The following is a 20,555-nucleotide window of genomic DNA, read 5'->3' on the forward strand; positions in this document are numbered from 1 at the left end:
CGAAGGCGGGGTGCCCGCCCTGCGCGACGTCGCGGTGGCGGACCTCGCCCGCGCGCAGGAGCTGCTCGACGACGAGACCTTCCGCCGCGTGCGCCACATCGTCACCGAGAACCAGCGCGTGCGCGACACCGTCACCGTGCTGCGGGCGGAGGGCGCGCGGGCCATCGGCGGCCTGCTCGTCGCCTCGCACGCCTCGATGCGCGACGACTTCGAGATCTCCACCCCCGAGCTCGACACCGCGGTCGACGCCGCGCTCGCCGCCGGTGCCCTGGGGGCGCGCATGACCGGCGGCGGCTTCGGGGGCGCGGCGATCGCGCTCGTGCCGCAGGACGAGGTCGAGGCCGTGACGACCGCCGTGCGCGCCCGGTTCGCCGAGGCCGGATACTCCGAGCCGCACGTGTTCACCGTCAGCCCGTCCGCAGGTCCGCACCGCGACGCCTGACACAATGAGTGGTCGAGCCGCCACGGTCGCGGCAGGAGAGGAACGCATGTCCTGGATCGTCACCGGCGGCGCCGGCTACATCGGCGCCCACGTGGTCCGCGCTCTCGCGGAGGCGGGTCTCACCCCGGTCGTGCTCGACGACCTGTCCAGCGGCGTCGCCTCGTTCGTGCCGGAGGGCGTGCCGTTCGTGCAGGGCAGCATCCTCGACCGCGACCTGGTCGAGAAGGCCCTGCGCGACCACGACGCCGACGGCGTGATCCACGTGGCCGGGTACAAGTACGCGGGGGTCTCCGTCCAGCGCCCGCTGCACACTTACGCGCAGAACGTCGAGGGCACCCGCGTGATCCTGGAGGCCATGCAGGCCGCCGGGGTGGCGAACATCGTGTTCTCCTCCTCGGCCGCCGTGTTCGGCACCCCCGACGTGCCGCTCGTGGTGGAGGACACCGCCAAGAAGCCGGCGAGCCCCTACGGGGAGTCGAAGCTGATCGGCGAGTGGCTGCTGCGCGACCAGGCCATCGCCACCGCCGACAGCGAGCGGCCGCTCCGGCACACCTCGCTGCGCTACTTCAACGTCGTCGGCTCGGCCGACCCCGCGGTGTACGACGTGAGCCCGCACAACCTCTTCCCGATCGTGTTCGAGGCGCTGCTGGAGGGCCGCACCCCGAAGATCTTCGGCGACGACTACGACACCCCCGACGGCACGAACGTGCGCGACTACGTGCACGTGGGAGACATCGCCGCCGCGCACGTGGCCGCCGCGCAGCGCCTCGCGGCGGGCGAGCCCCTCGAGCCGGCGTACAACCTCGGCTCGGGCGACGGCCTCAGCGTGGCGCAGATCATGGACGCGGTCGCCCGGGTCACGGGCATCGACTTCACGCCCGAGGTCGGCCCTCGGCGCCCGGGCGACCCCGACCGCATCGTGGCCACCGGCGAGCTCGCAGCGCGCGACCTCGACTGGCGCATGCGGTACACGGTCGACGAGATGGTGCGCACGGGCTGGGAAGCACGGCGGGCCGCCGGCGCCTGAGCCTCACACGTCGCGGGTGCGGATGGGGTAGAGCCAGAAGCACAGCCACGCGAGCGCGGTGAACCCCAGCGGGATCACGGCCAGCATGAGCCGGATGGCGCCGTCGACCGTGTCGGGCTGCGCCTCGCCGAGCGTCGCGTCGAATCCCGACGCCGTGAGCACGACCGCCGCGACGATCGCCTGCAGCACGACGGAGCCGCGGACGACGAAGCCGTTGACGCCGAAGTACGCGCCCTCCCGCCGGTGCCCCGTGCGCGTCGCGTCGTCGTCGATGATCTGCGCCAGCACGACCTCGAGCAGTTGCAGCAGCCCGCCCACGCCCACACCCACCGCGACGCCGACGAGAGCCGCTCCGAGCACCGACGTGGGGATCAGATACCCGAGCACCGCGACCCCGAACACCGCCACGCTCCACAGCAGGGCCGTGCGGGGGGAGGTGCGGCGGACCACCGTGCTCCACAGCACGATCGACGGGATCGCGGTCACGAAGATCGCACCGAGCAGCAGGCTGCCCTCCCCCTCCGCCGCACCCAGCGAGTACCGCACGTAGAACGGGACCGACGCGAGGATCACCGCGATCGAGGTCTGCACGCACAGCGACCCCAGCACGTACGGCACGAACGCCCGATTGCGGAACGTGTAGGTGAGCTGGTCGCGCCAGCGCATCGCCTCCGACGCCGCCTCCGGCACGCGCCGCTCGATCATGCCGCCGAAGAACGACCACGCCAGCAGCACGAGGCACACGCCGGACAGCACGAGCGCCATGCCCGGCCAGCCGATCGCGTCGTACAGTGCCGGGGCGCCCGCCGTGCCGAGCACCATGCCGAGGATCGCGAAGATCTGCCGCGGCACGTTGCCCCGCGCGCGCTCCTCCGTCGTGCGGAAGATCTCCGGGAACAGCGCCGAGATGTTGAGCACCACCACCACGAACGCGATGTCGTAGACCGCGACCACCGCCAGGAACCAGGCGATGAGGCCGTCCGCGGGCAGGTCGGGCGGCATCCACACCAGCGCGAACGCCACCACCAGCGGCACGATGCCGAGGCCGATCCACGGGATGCGGCGGCCCCACGGCGTGCGGATCCGGTCGGACAGCGCGCCCACCAGCGGGTTGAGCGCCGCGTTCAGGATGCCGTGTGCGACCATCGCGACGGCCACCCAGGTGGCGGGCACCGCGAGGTGCGACACGTAGAAGTAGACGACGAACGCGGAGAACGTCTGCGTCATCAGCTGCGTGGGGAACCCGGACGCCCCGAACGCGATCGACTGCGCCCGCGTCGGGGCCGCGTCGAGGCGACGGTCGCGCAGCCGGTCCGCGAGCGCCGTCACCGGGCCGCCCCGCGCTGCAGGTCGCGCAGGTCGCGCCAGCCGACCCGCACGAGGCCCTCGTCGTCGATCGTCTGCTCCACGAGCGGGTCGTCGAGCAGCCGCAGCTCGTAGCCGCGCTTGGCCGCCCCGAAATCGACGGCGGCGCGCAGCTCGGCGCCGTCGGTCATCGGGTGCAGGTAGATCTCGGTCACGCCGGGCGGCACGGCCCGCAGCACGTCGAGGAACCCGTCGCGCACCCGCTCGTACGTCTCCTCCTGCACCGTGCCCTCACCGGCCAGCTCGAACGGGTGCGTCCACAGCCGGTCGATGATCTCCACGCCGAGCGCATCGGCGGCGGCCGTGGCCTCCGCGAGCTTCGCCTGCAGCTCCTGGTCGGCCTCCGCGCCCTCCCGGTACCGCGGAAGCCGGAACGGCAGGCCGAGCCGGGCGGCGAGCTCGAACACCGGCCGCAGGAAGTCGCGCCCGCTCTGCAGTCCGTAGACCGAGCCCATGTGGTTGTCGAGGTGGGTGACGTCGACTCCGGCGTCGAGCGCGGCCTGCACCTGCGCCGCCAGCTCGGCGGCCACGTCGGCCTCGGATGCCCCCTGCTCGACCGCGGCGACCTCGTTCGGGAAGAAGCCGTCGCCGTCGACGAGGGTGGTGCCGGGGCCGGTGAGCGGACGCCACCGGTAGCGCCGCCACTCGCTGGTGAGCACGAGGTGCACGCCCACATCGAGGTCGCGTCGACCGGCGGCGAACGCGAGCGCCTCGGGCGCCCAGGCGCACGGGACCATGACGGTCGCGCTGTCGATGCGGCCCCGCTCGAGGAGGCTCCCGATCGCCGTGTTCGCCGCGTGGCACATGCCGAAGTCGTCGGCGTTGAGGATGATCGCCCTGGCACCGGACGGGAGGCCGAGCCGGTCGGCGAGCGGGGGCGGAGTGGTCATGGCGGGTCCTGTCGTGGTCAGCGGCCGGGTCGCGGGGTGGCGGCCGCGGGGGTGAGGAGACGGGAGAAGACGAGCGCGCGCAGGGCGGAGGCCGCCTCGCCCACGACCCCGACGAGCGGAGCCTCCGGGCCGAACGCCGAGACGAGGAACCGGAGCGGCAGCTGCGCGGCGAACTCCTCCGCGACGCGGTCGACCGCCTCCACGAGCGCGGGGTGCGCGGCCTCGCCGCCGAGGATGAACGCCTCGGGGTCGAGCACGAGCGCCACGGTGCCCGCCGCCACCACCAGGCGCCGGCCGATCTCGGCCACCAGCTCGCGCGCCTTCTCGTCGCCCTGCTGCGCGGCTTCGAGGTGGGCCAGCAGCGGCGCCCGCACGTCGAGGCCCAGACCGAGCGCGAGGTCGTGCACCACCTCCTCCCCCACGATGGGGGCGCCGATCGGCAGCGGCGACTGCGGCAGGTACATGATCTCGCCCGCGACACCCGAGAAGCCCCGGTGCAGCAGCCCCTCGATCACGATGCCCGCGCCGAGGTCGTCGTCGAGCAGGAACAGGGCGAAGCTGCTCAGCTCGGCCCCCGCCCCCGCCGTCAGCTCCGCGAGCGCGGCCAGGTTCACGTCGTTCTCCACCTGCACCGGGCACCCGAGCGCCGTCTGCAGCGCCGAGCGGAACGCACCGCCGTCCGGGCCCTGGTCGTCGCGGATGCCTCCGTCGGCCGTCACGATGCCGGGCACCCCGACCACCGCGAGGTGCAGCGGGCCGCGCGTGGACTCCCGGCACGATGCCACGAGCCCGGCGATGTGCCCGACCCGGTCCCCGGATGAGGGGAACGGCGCGTGCTGTTCGGCCCGCACGGTCCCGGTCGCATCGACCAGCACGACGTGGGCGGCATGATGATCCACGTGCACCGCGGCGGCGACCCCGAGCAGCGGGTGCAGGGCCACGCGCCCCGCGGCGGGACCCCGCGCACCGCGGTCGACACCGGCGGCCGCCACCGCACCTCCCGCCTCCAGCATCCGCAGCACCTGGGTCACGGCCGTGCGCGACAGCCCGGTCGCCGCCATCAGCTCCGCGCGCGTCTGCGGACCGCTGTCGGCGAGCCGCTCCAGGATCGCGCGGCCGTTGAGCGACCGGAGCAGGCTCTGCGGTCCGGCAAGGGGTCGTGACATGCGGCTGATCCTCGGAGGTGTCGATGCTCGTGGTTCGGCTCGGGTGCCCGGCCAGCATGCTACATCCGGCCGCGTGCGTCCACCCCGATTCCGCCGTCGCCGCGCGCACCTAGGGTGGAGGGATGACGTCCTTCGTGATCCGCGACGCCCGCGCCGACGACGCCGATGCCGTGGCCCGAGTGCACGTGCGCTCGTGGCAGACCGCCTACCGCGGCCTGATCGACCAGGAGGTGCTCGACGGGCTCTCGGTCTCGGAGCGCGCCGAGGGGTGGCGGCGGATCTTCGCCGACCCGCTGCCCACGAGCCTGGGCACCCTGGTGGCGGTGCGCGACGGCGCGGTGATCGCGTGGGCGTCGTTCGGCTCGGGGCGCGACCCCGACGGTCTCGACGACGCCGAGCTGTACGGCATCTACGCCGACCCGGACACGTGGTCGACGGGCGCGGGTCATGCGCTGCTCGAAGCCGCGGAGGCGCGCATGATCGAGGCCGGGCACACGCGCGGCTACCTGTGGGTGCTCGACGGCAACGACCGCGCCGACGGGTTCTACGCCCGGCACGGGTGGGAGCTCGACGGGGCGACCAAGATCGACCAGCGCCCGCAGTTCACGCTCCGCGAGCACCGCCGCGTCAAGCTGCTCGGCCCGCGCTGAGCCCGGACGGCCCGGGGCCGCCCGTCAGTCGATCGCGCTCATGACGTGCTTGAGGCGCGTGTAGTCGTCGAAGCCGTACTGGGACAGGTCCTTGCCGTAGCCGGAGTGCTTGAAGCCGCCGTGCGGCATGTCCGACACGAACGGCAGGTGGGTGTTGATCCACACGCACCCGAAGTCGAGGTCGCGCGAGAAGCGCATCGCCCTGGCGTGATCCGTGGTCCACACCGACGCCGCGAGCGCGTACGGCACGCCGTTGGCGAGGGCCAGCGCCTCCTCCTCGGTCTCGAACGACTGCACGGTGAGCACGGGTCCGAAGATCTCGCCCTGCACGACCTCGTCGTCCTGCCGCACACCGGTCACGATCGTCGCCTCCCAGAAGTAGCCGCGGTCGCCCTGCCGGCGGCCGCCGGTGGCCACGGTGGCGTGCGCGGGGAGGCGGTCGATGAAGCCCTGCACCTGGGCGAGCTGGGCGGCGCTGCTGAGCGGTCCGTAGAGCACGCCCCGGTCGTGCGGGCCGCCGGTGCGCGCGTGCGTGCGGGCGCGGGCGACCAGGGCCGCTACGAGCTCGTCGTGCTTGGACGCGTGCACGAGCACCCGGGTGGCGGCCGTGCAGTCCTGTCCCGCGTTGAAGAACGCTCCGGCGACGATGCCCTCCACGGCGCGGTCGAGCGCCGCGTCGGCGAACACCAGGGCGGGCGCCTTGCCGCCGAGCTCCAGGTGCACGCGCTTCACGTCGTCGGCGGCCGATCGGGCGACCGCCATGCCCGCGCGCACCGAGCCGGTGATCGCGACCATCTGCGGCACCGGGTGGGCGATCAGCGCGGCGCCGGTGTCGCGGTCGCCCAGCACCACGTTGAACACTCCGGGCGGGGTGTGCCGCGCGACGATCTCGGCGAGCAGCAGCGTGGTGAGCGGCGTCGCCTCCGCGGGCTTGAGCACCACGGTGTTGCCCGCGGCGAGCGCCGGCGCGATCTTCCACACCGCCATGTTGAGCGGATAGTTCCACGGGGTGACCTGCGCGATGACCCCGATCGGCTCGCGGCGCACGAACGACGTGTGTCCGGCGACGTACTCCGCGGCGGCCCGCCCCTCGAGGCTGCGCGCGGCACCCGCGAAGAAGCGCAGCTGGTCGATGGACTGCTCGATCTCGTCGGCGACCAGCGTGGCGCGGGGCTTGCCGGTGTCGCGGGACTCCAGGTCGGCGAACTCCTCCGCTCGCTCGGCCATCGCGTCGGCGATGCGGAACAGGGCGAGCTGGCGCTGCGCGGGCGTGGTGTCGCGCCACTCCGGGAACGCGGCGGCCGCGGCGGCGAGCACGGCCTCGGGGTCGAGCGCGGCCTTGAGCGCGGCGATCCTCTGGTCGGCTTCGGGCGGGGCCGTCGTGCCTTCCGGGGTGAGGTCGCGGAGGGTGCACAGCCGTACGGTGTCCTCGCCGAGGCTCGGCAACACGTCTTCCACGTAGGCGAGGTAGTGCGGGTTCGGGCCCACGAGCAGCATCCCGCCCGCGCTCGCGGTGAGGTGCGGTTCGGCGTAGAGCAGGTGGGCCGCGCGGTGCAGCGCCACCACGGTCTTGCCGGTGCCCGGACCACCGTCCACCACGAGGGCGCCGCGGGACGGGGTGCGGATGATCGCGTCCTGGTCGGCCTGGATGGTCGCCAGCACGTCGCGCATGCGGGCGGTGCGGTGCGTGCCGAGGCTCGCGATGAACGCGGACTGGTCGTCGAGGGAGGCCGCGCCGTCGAAGCCGTCGGCGGTCAGGGCCTCGTCCCAGTAGTCGCTGATCCGGCCGTCCGTCCACCGGTATCGGCGGCGGGAGATCAGACCGCGGGGGTCCTCCAGTGTCGCGGCGAAGTAGGGCTCGGCGGCGGGCGCACGCCAGTCGATCAGCAGCCGGGTGCCGTCGGACGCGGCGAGCCCGGTGCGGCCGATGTAGACGGGCTCGCCGTCAGCGCGGGTCATGCGGCCGAGGCACACGTCGATGTCGAAGCGTTCGAGCACGCGCAGGCGCGACGACAGCCGCCGGATCTCGAGGTCGCGGTCCACGGCGGCGCCCCCGGAGCCGGCGCGCACGCGACGGACGTCGTCGAGCCGTCGGGCGACGTCGGCGCGCTGACCGTCGAGTTCGGCCGCGATGCGCTGGAGGTGTCGGCGATCGGCGTCGATGAGCGCGGGGGCGGTCTTGGCCTGTTTCTCGGGGGAGAGGTGGAAGGGGTCGATGGGCATGAATCTCCTTCGCGTTCCACGCGCCGGAGCGCGCGCAGACCGTCGATTCTGCCCGCGGGGTGGGGCCTTGCGGCAAGCCCCCACCGCGGAGATATCCTGGAAATGCAGGGAGAGACGGGGGACTCACCATGGCCCATCGGATCGGCTACCTCATCGGCAGCCTGGCGTCGGACTCGATCAATCGCACCCTCGCGAGGGCGCTGGTGCGCCTCGCGCCGCCCAGCCTGGAGCTGGAGGAGATCCCCATCCGCGGCCTTCCCCTCTACAACCGCGACGACGAGCTCGAGCCGGTCGAGGCGGTCACAGAGTTCAAGCGCGCGGTGGAGAGTGCCGAGGGCCTGCTGTTCGTGTCGCCCGAGTACAACCGGTCGATCCCCGGCGCGCTGAAGAACGCGATCGACTGGGGCTCGCGCCCGTGGGGTCACAACTCGTTCGCCCGCAAGCCGAGCGGCATCATCGGTGCGTCGACCGGCGCGATCGGCACGGCCGTCATGCAGTCGTCCATGCGCAGCGTGCTGAGCTTCCTCAACGCCCCGCAGCTGAACGCGCCGGAGGCGTACATCACGTTCCGGCCCGAGGTTTTCGGTGCGGACGGCGAGGTGCACGACGAGAGCACGAGAGACTTCCTCGCGCACTACATGGAGGAGTACGGGGCGTTCGTCGAGCGGGTGCTGTCGCTCACCGCGCCGGGACACGTCGGCGACCGCTGACGCCTCGCCGTCACGCCGGTGGGGCGTCCACGAGGGCGCGCAACGCCAGGGCGTCGTGCGGGGCGTGACCGCGGGCGTCGTTGTCGAAGTACACGAACACGTCGCGCGGGCGGCCGTCCGCGGCGCCCGACCCGTCTGCCCAGGCCCGGATGAGCGTCGCCCACTCGCGCAGCTCGGCGCCGGTGTACCCGCTGTGGTACAGCATGCGCGCGCCGTGGAGCCGGATGTACACGTGGTCCGCGGTCAGCGCGTCGAACCTCGGCCATCGCCCCGCGGTGTCCGCGACCACCAGCGCGGTGCCGTGCGCCTGCAGCAGCGTCAGGCTCGCGGGGTCGGAGAAGGTGGCGGAGCGCGGTTCGAGCGCATAGCGCAGCGGCCGGTCGGCGTCGATGTCGAGCCACGCGCGGTCATGGAGGCGTTCGTCGTGGCCGCGGGCGAGTTCGAGCGCCTCCCCGGTGGTGCGGGGGAGCGTGTCGAGGAATGACTCCAGGAGCGCCGGCACGAACTTCTGGCGCTCCGGCAGCTGCCACAGGATCGGCCCGAGCCGTTCGCCGAGCGCCAGCACGCCCGAGGCGAAGAAGTTCGCGAGGGCCTGGTCGACCGCGCGCAGGCGCAGCATGTGCGTGACGTAGCGCGACCCCTTCACGGCGAACACGAAGTCGTCCGGCACGCTCGACGCCCACGTGCGGTAGCTCTCCGGTCGTTGCAGCGAGTAGAACGAGCCGTTGAGCTCGACCGAGGGGAACTGCTCCCCGATGTACTCGAGCTCGCGGCGCTGCGGCAGGCCGCGGGGGTAGAAGTCGCCCCGCCAGCGGGCGTAGCGCCAGCCCGAGACGCCGATGCGGACGCGCCCGGTGAGGGGTCCCCCGGTCACGGTGCCGCCTCCGCGAGGGGGTGCGTAGCCGTCAAGCCCCTTGCCGCTGGCCGACGGGCGTTACAGGGTGGGAGCATCCGCCGAACGAGAGGAGACGCGATGTCCCTGAGCGACCAGCCGATCGACGAGGTCAAGCCGGAAGCCGACCTGCAGGAGCAGGAGCGGCCCGATCTGGAGGTGCCGGACGACCCGGAGGTGACGACGACCGGCGAACCGGACGTGCACTCGGTCGAGGCCGACCCGGCCGATGCGGCCGAGCAGCGGCACGAGGTGCCACTGGACGACGACGACCTCGACGACGCCGACGCCGACGACGACGTGCTGTAGGGCGATGCGGCACGCGCGGCGTCCCCCGGGTGCGCGCGGTGAGCGGGCGCCGAGTCTGTGGAACGCGCCGGTGGGACGAGAGGCGCCGCGGGAGCGGTGAAGGCCCCGCGGGTGCCTCCCGTCCGACGCGGGGTGCGAGTCGTTCGGAACACGGTCGTCATGGGGGGCGACGCTAGCCCCGCGGCGGCGTGTGCGGGCCGGGGTTGACCGCGGCCCTGTCGACGGCTAGTCGGGGACGGCTGACGGGCGAGGATGTGGGGCGCCGTGGCGCGGGGTATGCCCTCTCGACCGGACCGCCCCAGCACGGTGCTGTCGAGAGGGCTCACCGTCCTTCCCGGACGGTTGGGGAGGCGGCGAAACTTCCGCTGCTCTCGATGGCTGATTCCCCAGTTCCTCAGCCTGTAGCCCCCGCTACGAAGAGCAGAATATCGCTTAATCGCCGTGTCCGCCATTTGGGGGACAAAGAAAGTTGCGAAGAGGTTTTCGCCCGGGGTGTCTGTCGGGTCCGGTGGCGGTTTCGTAGGGTGGGGGAATGGACAGGATGCTCGTGTTCGCCGGTCAGGTCGCGCTCCCGCTCGGGCATCGGATCGAGGTGACCGAGCACGATGAGGGAGAGGGCCGAGAGTCGATCGTGCTGTCGGTGGTCGACCTCGACACGGGGATCCGGTACCGGCGCGGCGAGGAGGCGCGCGGCGCGCTCTCGCGCTGGATCGGACGGGTTCTGGAGTGCACGGTCACGGTCAGCGGCGGCGTGACGCGCACGGCGCTGCTCGTGGACCCCGTCGGGCCTGCGGCGAGCGAGGCCGGGGTCGCGCTGCGGGGAGCGGATGCGGCGGTGGAGGCGGCGAAGGCGGAGGCCGACCGCTGGGGTGGCACCGACCGCGCGCCGGCCGAGGAGCCCGAGCGCTTCTGGTGACGCACGCGGGCCGCGCGGGGCCGGTGCGGGTGCCCGGTGCGGTCTCGGCGGACGTCCCTCGCTTCTGACGGGCCTGCGCTGTCGGTGCCCGGGTCATCGGAAGTCCCGCGATCGGTGGGCCACGCCGGTCTGCAGATCCTCGAAGGCGTCGGCGAGCACGTTGACCACACCCTCGGGTGAGCGTTCGAGGATGCCGCGGATGATGAGTGCCGGCGACTCGCGGGCGATCCGGCCGAAGCGGCCCCAGACACCGGTGGAGCAGATCACGTTCACCAGACCGCTCTCGTCTTCGAGGTTCACGAAGGTGACCCCGGCCGCTGTCGCCGGTCGCTGTCGGTGGGTGACCAGCCCGGCGACCTCGATGCGTCGTCCCGTCTCGTGCTTCTGCAGATCGGCCGCGGTCAGCACCCCGCGGGTCTGGAGGGCCGCGCGGAAGTGTGCCATGGGGTGGTCGTCCGTCGAGATGCCCGTGGCCCAGAGGTCGGCCGAGAGCCGTTCGTAACTCGTCTGGTCGGCGAACAGGGGCGGCTGCACAGCCACGGTCGTCCCCGGCAGGAAGCGGGAGCGGTCGTCGGCCGCGGCCCCGGCGAGCCAGATCGCCTCCCGCCGTTCGAGGCCGAGGCACGCGAAGGCGCCGGCGGTGGCGAGGGCTTCCAGCTGCGCCGCCGTCGCATCGGTCCGCCGCACCAGGTCGTGGAGATCGCGATAGGGGCCGTGGGCCTCACGCTCGGCGACGATCCGTTCCGCCAGCGGCACGCCGATGCCGCGGATGCCGCTGAGCCCGAGTCGCACCGCGAACCGCTCGTCCCTGCGGTGTGCCGCCGACTCGTCCGGCGCGCTCCGGTCGAAGCGCAGGACTTCCGGTTGCGGATCCGCCAGGCAGCTCTCCCTGCCCGCGGGCCCGGTGCCGCCGTCCGCGGCGACGGGTTCGAGCAGCTCGGTGGCCCCGGACAGGTGCAGATCGGGGCGGCGCACCTCCACCCCGTGCCGGCGGGCATCCGCCGTGAGTGTCGCGGGGGAGTAGAACCCCATCGGCTGCGACCGCAGCAGCCCGGCGAGGAAGGCCGCCGGGTAGTGCAGCTTCAGCCAGGAGCTCGCGTAGACGAGGAGCGCGAACGACAGCGAGTGCGACTCGGCGAAACCGAAGTTCGAGAACGCCTGGATCTGCGCGTAGATGCGGTCGGCGTCGTCGTCCACGAGTCCTCGCCTGGCCATCCCCGCGTAGAGCTTGCCCCGCACCTTCTCGATCTTCTCCAGCCCTCGTTTGGACCCCATCGCCCGCCGCAGCAGGTCCGCCTCGTCGGCCGTGCAGTCGCCCACCGCCGTGGCCATCTGGATCAGCTGCTCCTGGAAGATGGGGATCCCCAGGGTGCGCTTCAGGATGTCCTCCAGGTCGCTGTGCGGGTAGGGGATCGGGAAGTCCACCGGCGCCTCGCCCCTGGCCGCCCGCTCCCTGTTCTCCTCGTCCGTCCGGTCCTTCGCCATCTTGCGCCGCACGAACGGATGCACCGCGCCACCCTGGATGGGTCCGGGGCGGATCAGGGCGATCTGGATCGCGAGGTCGTAGAAGCGGCGGGGCTGCAGGCGGGGCAGCAGGCCGATCTGCGCTCGGGACTCGACCTGGAAGACGCCGATCGAGTCGGCGCGGCACAGCATGTCGTACACCCCGGCCTCCTCCTTCGGCAGGGTCTCCAGCGTCCATTCCTCGCCGGTGGCCTCGCGCACGAGGTCGAAGCAGTGCTGCAGGGCCGCGAGCATGCCGAGGCCGAGCAGGTCGAACTTCACCAGCCCCATGAAGGCGGCGTCGTCCTTGTCCCACTGGATGACCGTCCTGTCCTCCATGCGGGCGTGCTCCACCGGGACCACCTCGCCGACCGGGCGCGCGGTGAGCACCATGCCGCCGGAGTGGATCCCCAGGTGACGGGGGGCCTTGAGCAGCTCGGCGGCGTAGTCGAGCACGGTGTCCGGGATGTCGTGGCCCTCGACGGGTTCGAGCCCCGACCCCCACCCGTCGACCTGCCGTGACCACGAGTCCTGCTGGCCCGGCGAGTACCCCAGGGCCCTGGCCATGTCGCGGACCGCGTTCTTCGGCCGGTACTGGATGACGTTCGCCACCTGGGCCGCCCGCTCTCTTCCGTACTCGCGGTACACCCACTGGATGATCTCCTCCCGGCGCCGCGAGTCGAAGTCCACGTCGATGTCGGGCTCCTCCGTGCGCGTGGTGGCGAGGAACCGCTCGAACGGCAGCCGGTAGAGGATCGGGTCGACCGCGGTGATGCCCAGCAGGTAGCACACCGCGCTCGCCGCAGCGGAGCCTCGCCCCTGGCAGAGGATCCCGCGGCGACGGGCCTCGGCGACGATGCCGTGCACGATCAGGAAGTAGCCGGGGAAGTCCTTCTCCTCGATCACGTCGAGCTCGCGCTCGATGCGGCGGTGGCCGTCGGCGTCCAGCCGGGGGTACTTCGTCGGCACCGCCGCCCACACCAGGTGTCGCAGCCAGCTCATGGGCGTGTGGCCCGGCGGCACGTCCTGCCGAGGGAGGGCCGGGCGTGCCATGCGCAGCGGGAAGGCGGAGGCGGCGGCGATCTCCAGCCCGTGTGAGATCGCTCCGGGGTAGCGCGCGAAACGTGCCGTCATCTCGGCCCCGCTGCGCAGGTGTGCTCCGCCGTGCGCGGGCAGCCAGCCGTCGAGCTCGTCCATGCTGCGCACCGCCCTGACCGCGGCCACGGCCTCCGCGAGGGGAGCCTGCATCGGCCTGGCGTAGTGCACGTTGTTGGTCGCCACGACCGGCAGGCGCATCCGCCGCGCGAGGTCGGCGAGAGCGTCGTTGCGCCGTGTGTCCAGGGGCTCTCCGTGGTCGAAGAGCTCGACGGCCACGCTGTCGCTGCCGAACAGGTCGACGAGTCGTCGCAGCGGGGTGGCGGCGTCGCCGGCGTCGAGCCCTCGCCGGACCGCGCCCTTGCGGCAGCCGGTCAGGATCGTCCAGTGTCCGTCCGCGCGGGCGGCCAGGTCGTCGAGGTCGTACACGGGGCGTCCCTTCTCCCCGCCCCGCAGCTGGGCGGCGGTGATCGCCCCGGACAGCCGGTGGTAGCCCTCCATGCCGCGGGCGAGCACGAGCAGATGCTCGCCGGGCGGGTCGGCGGCGCCCTGCGGGGCGAGCGGCAGGTCGAGCGACAGTTCGGCTCCGAACACGGTCTGCAGCTGCACCTCCATGTGCTCCGCGAGCTCGGCGAAGCGCGCGGCGCCGTAGAACCCGTCGTGGTCCGTGAGGGCGAGGGCATTCAGGCCCAGGCGTTCGGCTTCGGCCAGAAGGTCTTCGGGGGAGGAGGCGCCGTCGAGGAAGGAGTAGGAGGAGTGCGCGTGCAGCTCGGCGTAGGGCACGGCGTCGTCCGGCCGCTTCGGCAGGGCGGGAGGGAGGCGCTTGCGGCGTCGGCTCACGGGTCCGGGGTCCGCTCGTCGCCCGGGGGTCGCGGACGGCGGGGCCGGATCGCCGCTGAGGGTGCGCTCGAGCTGATCCCAGCTCAGCGGCGGGTTGTGCCATCCCATCAGCGATACCTCCCTTCGGCCCACCAGCGCTCGCCGGCGTGGAAGACGAGCCAGGCGCGGTCGCGGTCGTCGACGATCTGGAGCCGATGCCCCCGCTTGCCGCCCCCCGGAGCCCACCGGCGTTCCTGCACCGGCCACGGCCCCGCCCAGGCCTGCACTCCGGCACCGTCGATGCGGGCGGGGTCGTTCGACAGCGCCCCGCGGTCGTCCACCGTGAGGACGCTCCCGTCGACCCCGACGACGCCGACCGGGCGGGGAGGGCGGAAGACCTCGGACGGCAGCGGATCGGGGAGGCTGCCCGGCCAGGGCGAACCGGGATCCCGCGGGGGCACCACTCGTTCGCCCCACGGGGTGAGCACCTGACGGTCGGCCAGCCAGCGCCCACCCGACACGGCCGCCGTGACCACGCCCTGATGTCCGAGCATGGTCTGCACCCGGGAGACCGCGTGGTGCAGGCGCTCGTCGGTGCCCGATCCGAAGAGGCCGGGCTGATGGTGTGCCGCGTCGTCCACGGCGACGGGGAGGATGCGGACCGCCGCGATGCCGCCGAACGCCCTCGCCTCGTCCACGGGTTCCTTCGCGGTCAGCGCCGCCAGGGACTCCAGTTGCCAGCGCACCCGGTCGACGAGGTCGGAGGCGTCGAAGCACGTCGGGTGCAGCCAGGTGCGGGAGAAGACCTCGCCGCCATCGTCCGTCAGATCGATCCGCACCTCGGTGCAGACGACGGAGGCATCGGCGAGGGCGAGCAGTACGGCGTCGGCCGTCTGCCGCACGGCGAAGGCCACCTGGTCGGCGCCGCCCAGGGGGGTGTCGAACTCGATGCTCCGCGCCAGCTCGGGGTCGTGCGGGCGCGGGGTCAGCGGGCGGGAGTCGGCGCCGGAGGCGAGTGCGTGCATCCGGGCTCCCTGTTCGCCGAAACGGTCGCGCACGTCGAGCGGGTCGAGGGCGGTGAACGCGCCGAGGGTGCGCACCCCGAGTCGCAGGAGGAGCCCGCTGAGCTGCTCGTCGCGGAGCACCTGGACGGGGTACGGTGCCAGGAAATCCCGGGAGGCGCCGGGCGGGACGACCGTGCAGGGGGCCGTTCCCCGTGCGGCGATCTCGGCCGTGAAGGGGCCGTCGGCGACCCCGACGCGCACCTCGGGGTAGCCGGCGTCGGCCAGGATCGCGGAGAGCGCCGCCGCCGCCTCCGCCTCGCCCCCGTGGTAGCGCGAGATGCCCCTGGCTCGCAGGATCGCGAGGCCCGGGCGCAGGAGCGTGACCCCGGGGGCGTGTCTCTCGATGACCTGCAGCACCGGGGCGAAGGCCCGTTCGTCCTTCCCCGGGTCGTGCGGGAGGACCCGGAGCGAGGAGAGGAGTCCCTGGGCGACGCGGCGACGTTGGCCGATGCGGACGCCGTGCGCTCGGGCCGAGGCGGTGCACGCGACGACCGTGTTCGCCTGCACCAGGGCCGTGGGCGGATGCGGCTGCCCGCCACCCAGGGCCGCCCGCAGGGGCCAGTCCGGGAACCACAGCACGAGGACGCGGAGGGGAGCGTTCATCCTGCCTCCGCCCAGAAGAGGAGCTCTGACGGGGCGGAGGTGCCCGACGCCTCCGGTTCGACGGAGAGCGGGGGCAGGGCGGTCAGCTCGGCCACCGCCGTCTCGACGGCACCGTGTCCGCCGGGGAGCCGCACCCGCACACTCGAGGCGCGCGGGCTGTGCCTGGTCCGGGCGGTGACCGTCACCGTGCAATCGGAGAGCAGGCCCCACCCCTCTCCGAGCCCGTGCCAGTCGGGGTCGTGCAGGCGGATGGTGCCCTCGCTCTGCGCCCACCGCCCCGCGCCCGGTTCCTCGGCGACCAGCAGGGTGGAGCCGCGGTCGCGCAGTCGAGCACTCAGCCGTGCGACATCCGCATCCCGGGCCCTCGACTCCGGCTGGACGACGATCAGCGGCACCACTTCGGCGAGGGCGGAGGTCACTGCGAGCCAGCGGTCTCCGGGAGACGGGACGAGGATGAGCCTGGTCAGGTCGATGCCGTAGGCGGCGGCGGCCTCCACCCCGAGGGTCGGCATGCCGATCACCGCGCACCAGTGCCCTTTGCCCGAGGCGGCACTGAGCAGCGCCAGCACGAGGGCCGGGGAGGGGGAGACCGTGTAGGAGGTGCCGGTCTGGAGTCCCTCCTCGGGCAGCAGCGCAGCGAAGGCGGGGTCGAGGGGGAGCAGGGTGTGCTCGCTGCGCCGCCGCTGCATCCGGCTGATCTCGCGGCGCAGCCGCAGCACCTCTCCGGCGCGGTTGTCGCTGGTCGGAGAGAGCGCGGTCATCGCATCGAGCCCGATCCCCATGCATCCATCCTCGAAGATATGTACGAATAAAGCAAGTGACGTGAACGACGCTAATTCGTACATCGGACATCCGTGAAACCCTGTCCACAGGGGGTCATCGGCGCGCATGCTGCTCGCCTAGCCTGCCCGGATGGATCTCCGACTCGCCCTCATCGGCCTGGTGCACGGCGCCCTCCTCGGCGTCGGCGGATGGCTGGTCGTGATCGACGCCCGCACGCACCGTCTCCCCAACCGCATCGTGCTGCCCACGCTCGCCGCCCTGCTCCTGCTCGTCACCGGGGATGCCGTCGCGACGGGTCGGCCCGAGCCGATGATCCGTGCCCTGCTCGGCGGCGTCCTGCTCGGTGGCTTCTACCTGGTGCTGCGCGTGATCAGTCGCGCCGGCATGGGCGGGGGAGACGTCAAGCTCGCGGCGGTCATCGGGCTGCTGCTCGCGTGGCACGGCTGGACGGCGCTCGCGCTCGGCGCGGCGTCCGCGTTCGTCCTCGGAGCCCTGTACGCGCTCGTGCTGATGGCGCTGCGGCGCGCCGACCGGGCGACCAGGATCGCGTTCGGACCGTGGATGATCGCGGGAGCCGTCCTCGGTGTCCTGCTCGGCTGAGCGGCCGGGCGCCGCGCGGATGGGGGAGGTCGGGTCTACTCTGGGCACATGGCACTCGCACGACTCCACGGCGGCCCGCTGGACGGGCAGATCATCCCCCTCGGCGATGCGGACGACAAGCTGATCGTCCCCTACAGCGAGACGCAGGTGGTGTACAACCGCCGCGGCGAGCCGCAGAACACGGGCGAGGGCGACGGCCCGACCGAGGTCGACTACTGGTTCGAGGAGTCGCTCGAAGACCTCACGCTCGAGGATGACTGAGCCCTCCCGCACGGTCGAGGTCGAGCGCACGTACGACGTCGACGACGACACTCCGCTCCCGCGGTGGGAGGCGATCCCGGGGGTCGATGCCGTGTCGTCCGGTGAGCACCGTGCCCTGGACGCGCACTATCTCGACACCGACGACGGCGCCCTCGCGCGCTCGGGCGTCGCGCTGCGTCGCCGCACGGGCGGCCCGGACGAGGGCTGGCACGTGAAGGGGCCGCGGCAGGGCGACGGACGCCTGGAGCTGGGGTGGCCGCTCGGCGACACCGGAGAGACCGTTCCCGCCGTGGTCGTCGAGGCGATCTCCGGCTGGACGACGGCGCCGCTGACCCCCCTCGCGCGCATCGAGAACGACCGCACGGCCTACCTGCTCACGGGGCCGCGCGGCGTCGTGGCGGAGTTCGTGGACGATCGCGTCCGTGCGACCGACGTCCGCCGTGGCACGCGCCGCGCGTGGCGTGAGTGGGAGGTGGAGCTCGGTCCCGCCGCTCCCGCCGATGAGGCAGGACGCGCAGCCCTGTTCGCCGCGGTCGAGGGCGTGGTGCGTGCGGCCGGCGCCCGTGAGGCGTCCTCCGAGTCGAAGCTCGCCAGAGCGCTCGGGTTCTAGGCGCGCGACGGCCACGACGCAACCCCTTTTCCCCGGAGCTCGCCGGGTGGTTGAGTGGGCCCATGAGCCGACCGCCCGTGCTTCGATCGCTGCAGACGATCGTCCCCGAGACCGTTCTCGTGCAGGAGCAGGTGCGTGAGGTCTTCGCCGCCCAGCCCGGTCTCGGTCGGCTGGCTCAGCGCATCGTGTCGACCTCCTTCCGCGTGTCGGGGATCGACACACGGCACACCGTGATCGATGAACTCGCCGAGGGGGCGGAGCCGGACGAGCCGCTGTTCTACGACCGTCGCTCCGGTCGACTGCTCGCCCCGGGCACGAAAGCACGCAACGACTACTACACGCGGGAGGCCTCGCGGCTCTTCGTCGAGGCCGCCCGTCGCGCGCTCGACGCGGATCCCGACGTGACCGCCGCCGATGTCACGCACGTGATCACGGTGTCCTGCACGGGCTTCCACGCACCGGGACCGGAGTACGAGATCGTGCGGGGGCTCGGTCTGTCCGATGCGGTCCAGCGGTATCACCTGGGCTTCATGGGCTGTTACGCCTCCATGCCTGCGCTGCGGGCCGCTGCTCAGTTCTGCGCGGCCGATGAGAACGCGGTCGTGCTGGTCGTGAGCGTGGAGCTCTGCACCCTGCACCTGCGCTCCTCGGAGGATCCGGACACGATCGTGGCCTCCTCCCTCTTCGCCGACGGCGCTGCAGCGGGCGTCGTCACCGCGCGCGACCTCCCCTCGTCCGTTCCCGCGCTCCGCCTCGACGGCTTCCACACCGCGATCGTCCCGGAGGGCGTGGACGACATGGCCTGGACGATCGGCGACTCGGGGTTCGAGATGATCCTGTCGACCGCGGTGCCGCAGATCATCGGCGCGTCCATCATCGGGGCGCTGGGCCCGCTCTACTCCCGGGAGGACGGCCTCGCGGAGGCGTTCGCCGCCGGACGGGTGGGTGAACAGGTGCGGCACTGGGCGATCCATCCCGGCGGGCGGAGCATCCTCGACAAGGTGCAGGAGCGGATGGCGCTGAGCGACGCACAGCTGCGACCGGCGCGCGAGACGCTGCGCGAGTACGGCAACATGTCGAGTGCGACCGTGCTGTTCGTGCTGAAGCGGATCCTGGAGCGCGAGGGGGCCGAGCCGGGCGACCGCGTGGCTGCGATGGCGTTCGGCCCCGGTCTCACGGCGGAGAGCGCGCTGCTGACCGTGGTCGCCCCGGCGGCTTCATGAGTGTGGATCTCCGGGTCCGCGCGACCGACGTGCAGGAGCTGATGGACGACCCGCAGGCCGATGAGGAGATGCTCGGTCGCACGTACCAGCGGTTCGGTGCCGTGAACGCGGTGGTCTCCCGGCCCGGACGCCTCTACCGTCAGGACATCCGCCCGCGCGCGGCCGCCCGCCGGATCCGCATCCTGGACATCGGCGCGGGCGGCGGAGATCTGTGCCGCCTTCTCGTGCGGCGGCTGCGGCGGGACGGGCTCGAGGCCGACGTCACGGCGCTGGATGCGGATGAGCGCGCGATCCGGTGGGCGTCAGCGCACGACGTGGGGCTGGGCATCCGCTACCGGTGTGCGCTGTCGTCCGAGCTCGTCGAGGAGGGCGATCGGTACGACGTGGTGCTGTCGAATCACGTCCTGCATCACCTGGATGCCGGGGAGTTCGACGCGGTGCTGCGCGACTCGCAGGCCCTCACCGCTCCGGGCGGGCTGGTCTCGCATCACGACATCGCGCGCGGCCGCCTGGCGTACACGGCTTTCGCGGGTGCCACGTGGCCGCTCTCCCGCACACTGCTCGCCGGTTCCTTCATCCGCGTGGACGGTCTGCGCAGTATCCGGCGCTCGTACACCGCGCGGGAGCTCGCCGCACTGGCGCCGTCGGGATGGAGCGTGCGCAGTCGTCTTCCCGCGCGACTGGAGCTGCGGTGGGAGGCGCCGCGTGCCGGGACATGACGTGCTCGTGGTCGGCGGCGGCCCCGTCGGGCTGCTCGTGGCGTGCCTGCTGGCACAGGACGGTCGGCGGGTGCGCGTGCACGAGCAGCGCGCGGAGCCCGGACGGCGGACGCGCGCGATCGGCATCCACCGTCCGGGGCTCGATGCCCTCGACGCGGCAGGGGTGGGCACAGCAGTGCGAGCGGAGGCGCTGCGACTGACGGGCGGCGAGGTGCGCAGCAGGGGGCAGCGCCTCGCGTCACTGGACTTCACCGCGGAGCGACCCGTCTACACACTGCCGCAGCCGCGGACGGAGGGGCTGCTGCGGGAGCGGTTGCAGCGTCTGCAGGGGGATGCGCTGGGCCTGGGCTCGACCGTCCGCTCGGTGCGCGATGACGGCACGGTCGTGCGGGTGGGCGTCGACGGCACCGACGGGCGGCGCGAGGAGACGGCGTCGATGGTCGTGGTCGCCGACGGTGTGCGCAGTCGTCTGCGTCGCGCGTTCGGGGTGGGCTGGGCGCGCCGACCGGGGCGGGCGCGCTACGCGATGCTCGACGTGGAGGCGCCGACGACCGACGACCGCGCGGTGCTGTTCTTCGAGCCGGACGGCCTCGTGGAGTCGTTCCCCCTCCCCGGCGGCCGTCGGCGGTGGGTGGTGCGCGAGGGTCAGGGTGGTCCGGCGGCGTCCGCGGCCGAGCTCGCGGCG

Annotated in this window: 19 protein-coding genes and 2 pseudogenes; 12 read left to right on the top strand and 9 right to left on the bottom strand. The window is 73.0% G+C overall.

From position 1 onward, the window contains the following. Both DW299_RS01540 and galE read left to right on the top strand, forming a co-directional pair. Positions 1–442, top strand: a pseudogene (locus DW299_RS01540) (galactokinase); the annotation flags it as partial. A gap of 46 nt (positions 443–488) precedes the next feature. Beyond that, positions 489–1,469, top strand: coding sequence for a UDP-glucose 4-epimerase GalE (galE, locus tag DW299_RS01545; RefSeq protein ID WP_136028547.1), 981 nt, complete (start codon positions 489–491; stop codon positions 1,467–1,469). Between the two features lie 3 nt (positions 1,470–1,472). On the opposite strand, the gene DW299_RS01550 is transcribed toward galE, so the two are convergent. The 3 genes from DW299_RS01550 to DW299_RS01560 are packed head-to-tail and all read right to left on the bottom strand — an operon-like array spanning position 1,473 to position 4,890. Then, a complete protein-coding gene (locus DW299_RS01550; protein WP_136035389.1) occupies positions 1,473–2,798 on the bottom strand; it encodes an MFS transporter in 1,326 nt (441 codons plus the stop codon). After that, a complete protein-coding gene (locus DW299_RS01555) occupies positions 2,795–3,724 on the bottom strand; it encodes a polysaccharide deacetylase family protein (protein WP_136035390.1) in 930 nt (309 codons plus the stop codon). Before DW299_RS01555 ends, DW299_RS01550 begins: the two co-directional genes overlap by 4 nt. 17 nt (positions 3,725–3,741) lie before the next feature. Continuing rightward, positions 3,742–4,890, bottom strand: coding sequence for an ROK family protein (locus DW299_RS01560; protein WP_136035391.1), 1,149 nt, complete (start codon positions 4,888–4,890; stop codon positions 3,742–3,744). 122 nt (positions 4,891–5,012) lie between these two features. Between DW299_RS01560 and DW299_RS01565 the strand changes: the two genes are divergently transcribed. Continuing rightward, positions 5,013–5,540, top strand: a complete 528-nt coding sequence (locus DW299_RS01565) for a GNAT family N-acetyltransferase (RefSeq protein ID WP_136028543.1) — start codon at positions 5,013–5,015, stop codon at positions 5,538–5,540. 24 nt (positions 5,541–5,564) lie between these two features. Here DW299_RS01565 and DW299_RS01570 read toward each other — a convergent pair whose 3' ends face one another. Both DW299_RS01570 and DW299_RS19725 read right to left on the bottom strand, forming a co-directional pair. After that, entirely contained in the window at positions 5,565–6,956 is a 1,392-nt protein-coding gene (locus tag DW299_RS01570) for a gamma-aminobutyraldehyde dehydrogenase (protein ID WP_446724775.1), read from the bottom strand. A 348-nt stretch (positions 6,957–7,304) separates the two neighbouring features. Beyond that, a pseudogene (locus DW299_RS19725) lies at positions 7,305–7,763 on the bottom strand (AAA family ATPase); the annotation flags it as partial. A gap of 128 nt (positions 7,764–7,891) precedes the next feature. Between DW299_RS19725 and DW299_RS01575 the strand changes: the two are divergent. After that, positions 7,892–8,473 carry an NADPH-dependent FMN reductase gene (locus DW299_RS01575; RefSeq protein ID WP_136035392.1) on the top strand — a complete coding sequence of 194 codons (582 nt, stop codon included), beginning with the start codon at positions 7,892–7,894 and terminating at the stop codon, positions 8,471–8,473. Between the two features lie 10 nt (positions 8,474–8,483). Here DW299_RS01575 and DW299_RS01580 read toward each other — a convergent pair whose 3' ends face one another. Next, positions 8,484–9,347 carry a DUF72 domain-containing protein gene (locus tag DW299_RS01580; protein WP_136035393.1) on the bottom strand — a complete coding sequence of 288 codons (864 nt, stop codon included), beginning with the start codon at positions 9,345–9,347 and terminating at the stop codon, positions 8,484–8,486. A 99-nt stretch (positions 9,348–9,446) separates the two neighbouring features. Between DW299_RS01580 and DW299_RS01585 the strand changes: the two genes are divergently transcribed. Both DW299_RS01585 and DW299_RS01590 read left to right on the top strand, forming a co-directional pair. Continuing rightward, positions 9,447–9,674, top strand: coding sequence for a hypothetical protein (locus DW299_RS01585; protein WP_136031254.1), 228 nt, complete (start codon positions 9,447–9,449; stop codon positions 9,672–9,674). Between the two features lie 532 nt (positions 9,675–10,206). Beyond that, on the top strand, positions 10,207–10,590 hold the full coding sequence (locus DW299_RS01590; protein WP_136035394.1) for a hypothetical protein: 384 nt from the start codon (positions 10,207–10,209) through the stop codon (positions 10,588–10,590). A 93-nt stretch (positions 10,591–10,683) separates the two neighbouring features. On the opposite strand, the gene DW299_RS01595 is transcribed toward DW299_RS01590, so the two are convergent. The 3 genes from DW299_RS01595 to imuA' are packed head-to-tail and all read right to left on the bottom strand — an operon-like array spanning position 10,684 to position 16,456. Further along, a complete protein-coding gene (locus DW299_RS01595; RefSeq protein ID WP_136035395.1) occupies positions 10,684–14,136 on the bottom strand; it encodes an error-prone DNA polymerase in 3,453 nt (1,150 codons plus the stop codon). Continuing rightward, complete coding sequence (locus tag DW299_RS01600; protein WP_136035396.1) at positions 14,136–15,674, bottom strand: DNA polymerase Y family protein; 1,539 nt, start codon at positions 15,672–15,674, stop codon at positions 14,136–14,138. Before DW299_RS01600 ends, DW299_RS01595 begins: the two co-directional genes overlap by 1 nt. Continuing rightward, complete coding sequence (gene imuA' / locus DW299_RS01605; protein WP_136035397.1) at positions 15,671–16,456, bottom strand: DnaE2-dependent mutagenesis accessory factor ImuA'; 786 nt, start codon at positions 16,454–16,456, stop codon at positions 15,671–15,673. The genes DW299_RS01600 and imuA' overlap by 4 nt, the downstream gene beginning before the upstream one ends. Before the next feature lie 130 nt (positions 16,457–16,586). On the opposite strand from imuA', the gene DW299_RS01610 reads away from it, so the two are divergent. The 6 genes from DW299_RS01610 to DW299_RS01635 form a co-directional block, all read left to right on the top strand. Beyond that, the gene (locus DW299_RS01610) at positions 16,587–17,057 is read left to right on the top strand and encodes a prepilin peptidase (protein WP_136035398.1); all 471 of its coding nucleotides are present in this window, start codon (positions 16,587–16,589) and stop codon (positions 17,055–17,057) included. 48 nt (positions 17,058–17,105) lie between these two features. Next, a complete protein-coding gene (locus DW299_RS01615) occupies positions 17,106–17,318 on the top strand; it encodes a hypothetical protein (protein ID WP_046749348.1) in 213 nt (70 codons plus the stop codon). Next, positions 17,311–17,928, top strand: a complete 618-nt coding sequence (locus tag DW299_RS01620) for a CYTH domain-containing protein (protein WP_136031264.1) — start codon at positions 17,311–17,313, stop codon at positions 17,926–17,928. Before DW299_RS01615 ends, DW299_RS01620 begins: the two co-directional genes overlap by 8 nt. A gap of 62 nt (positions 17,929–17,990) precedes the next feature. Beyond that, on the top strand, positions 17,991–19,151 hold the full coding sequence (locus tag DW299_RS01625) for a type III polyketide synthase (protein WP_136035399.1): 1,161 nt from the start codon (positions 17,991–17,993) through the stop codon (positions 19,149–19,151). Beyond that, a complete protein-coding gene (locus DW299_RS01630) occupies positions 19,148–19,870 on the top strand; it encodes a methyltransferase domain-containing protein (protein ID WP_136035400.1) in 723 nt (240 codons plus the stop codon). The genes DW299_RS01625 and DW299_RS01630 overlap by 4 nt, the downstream gene beginning before the upstream one ends. Further along, the coding region (locus DW299_RS01635; RefSeq protein WP_168443051.1) for an FAD-dependent oxidoreductase at positions 19,857–20,555 on the top strand (699 nt) is incomplete at its 3' end. The genes DW299_RS01630 and DW299_RS01635, both read left to right, overlap by 14 nt.

The sequence above is a fragment of the Microbacterium sp. K35 genome, from assembly GCF_004794375.1.
GTDB classification, from domain to species: Bacteria; Actinomycetota; Actinomycetes; order Actinomycetales; family Microbacteriaceae; genus Microbacterium; species Microbacterium sufflavum.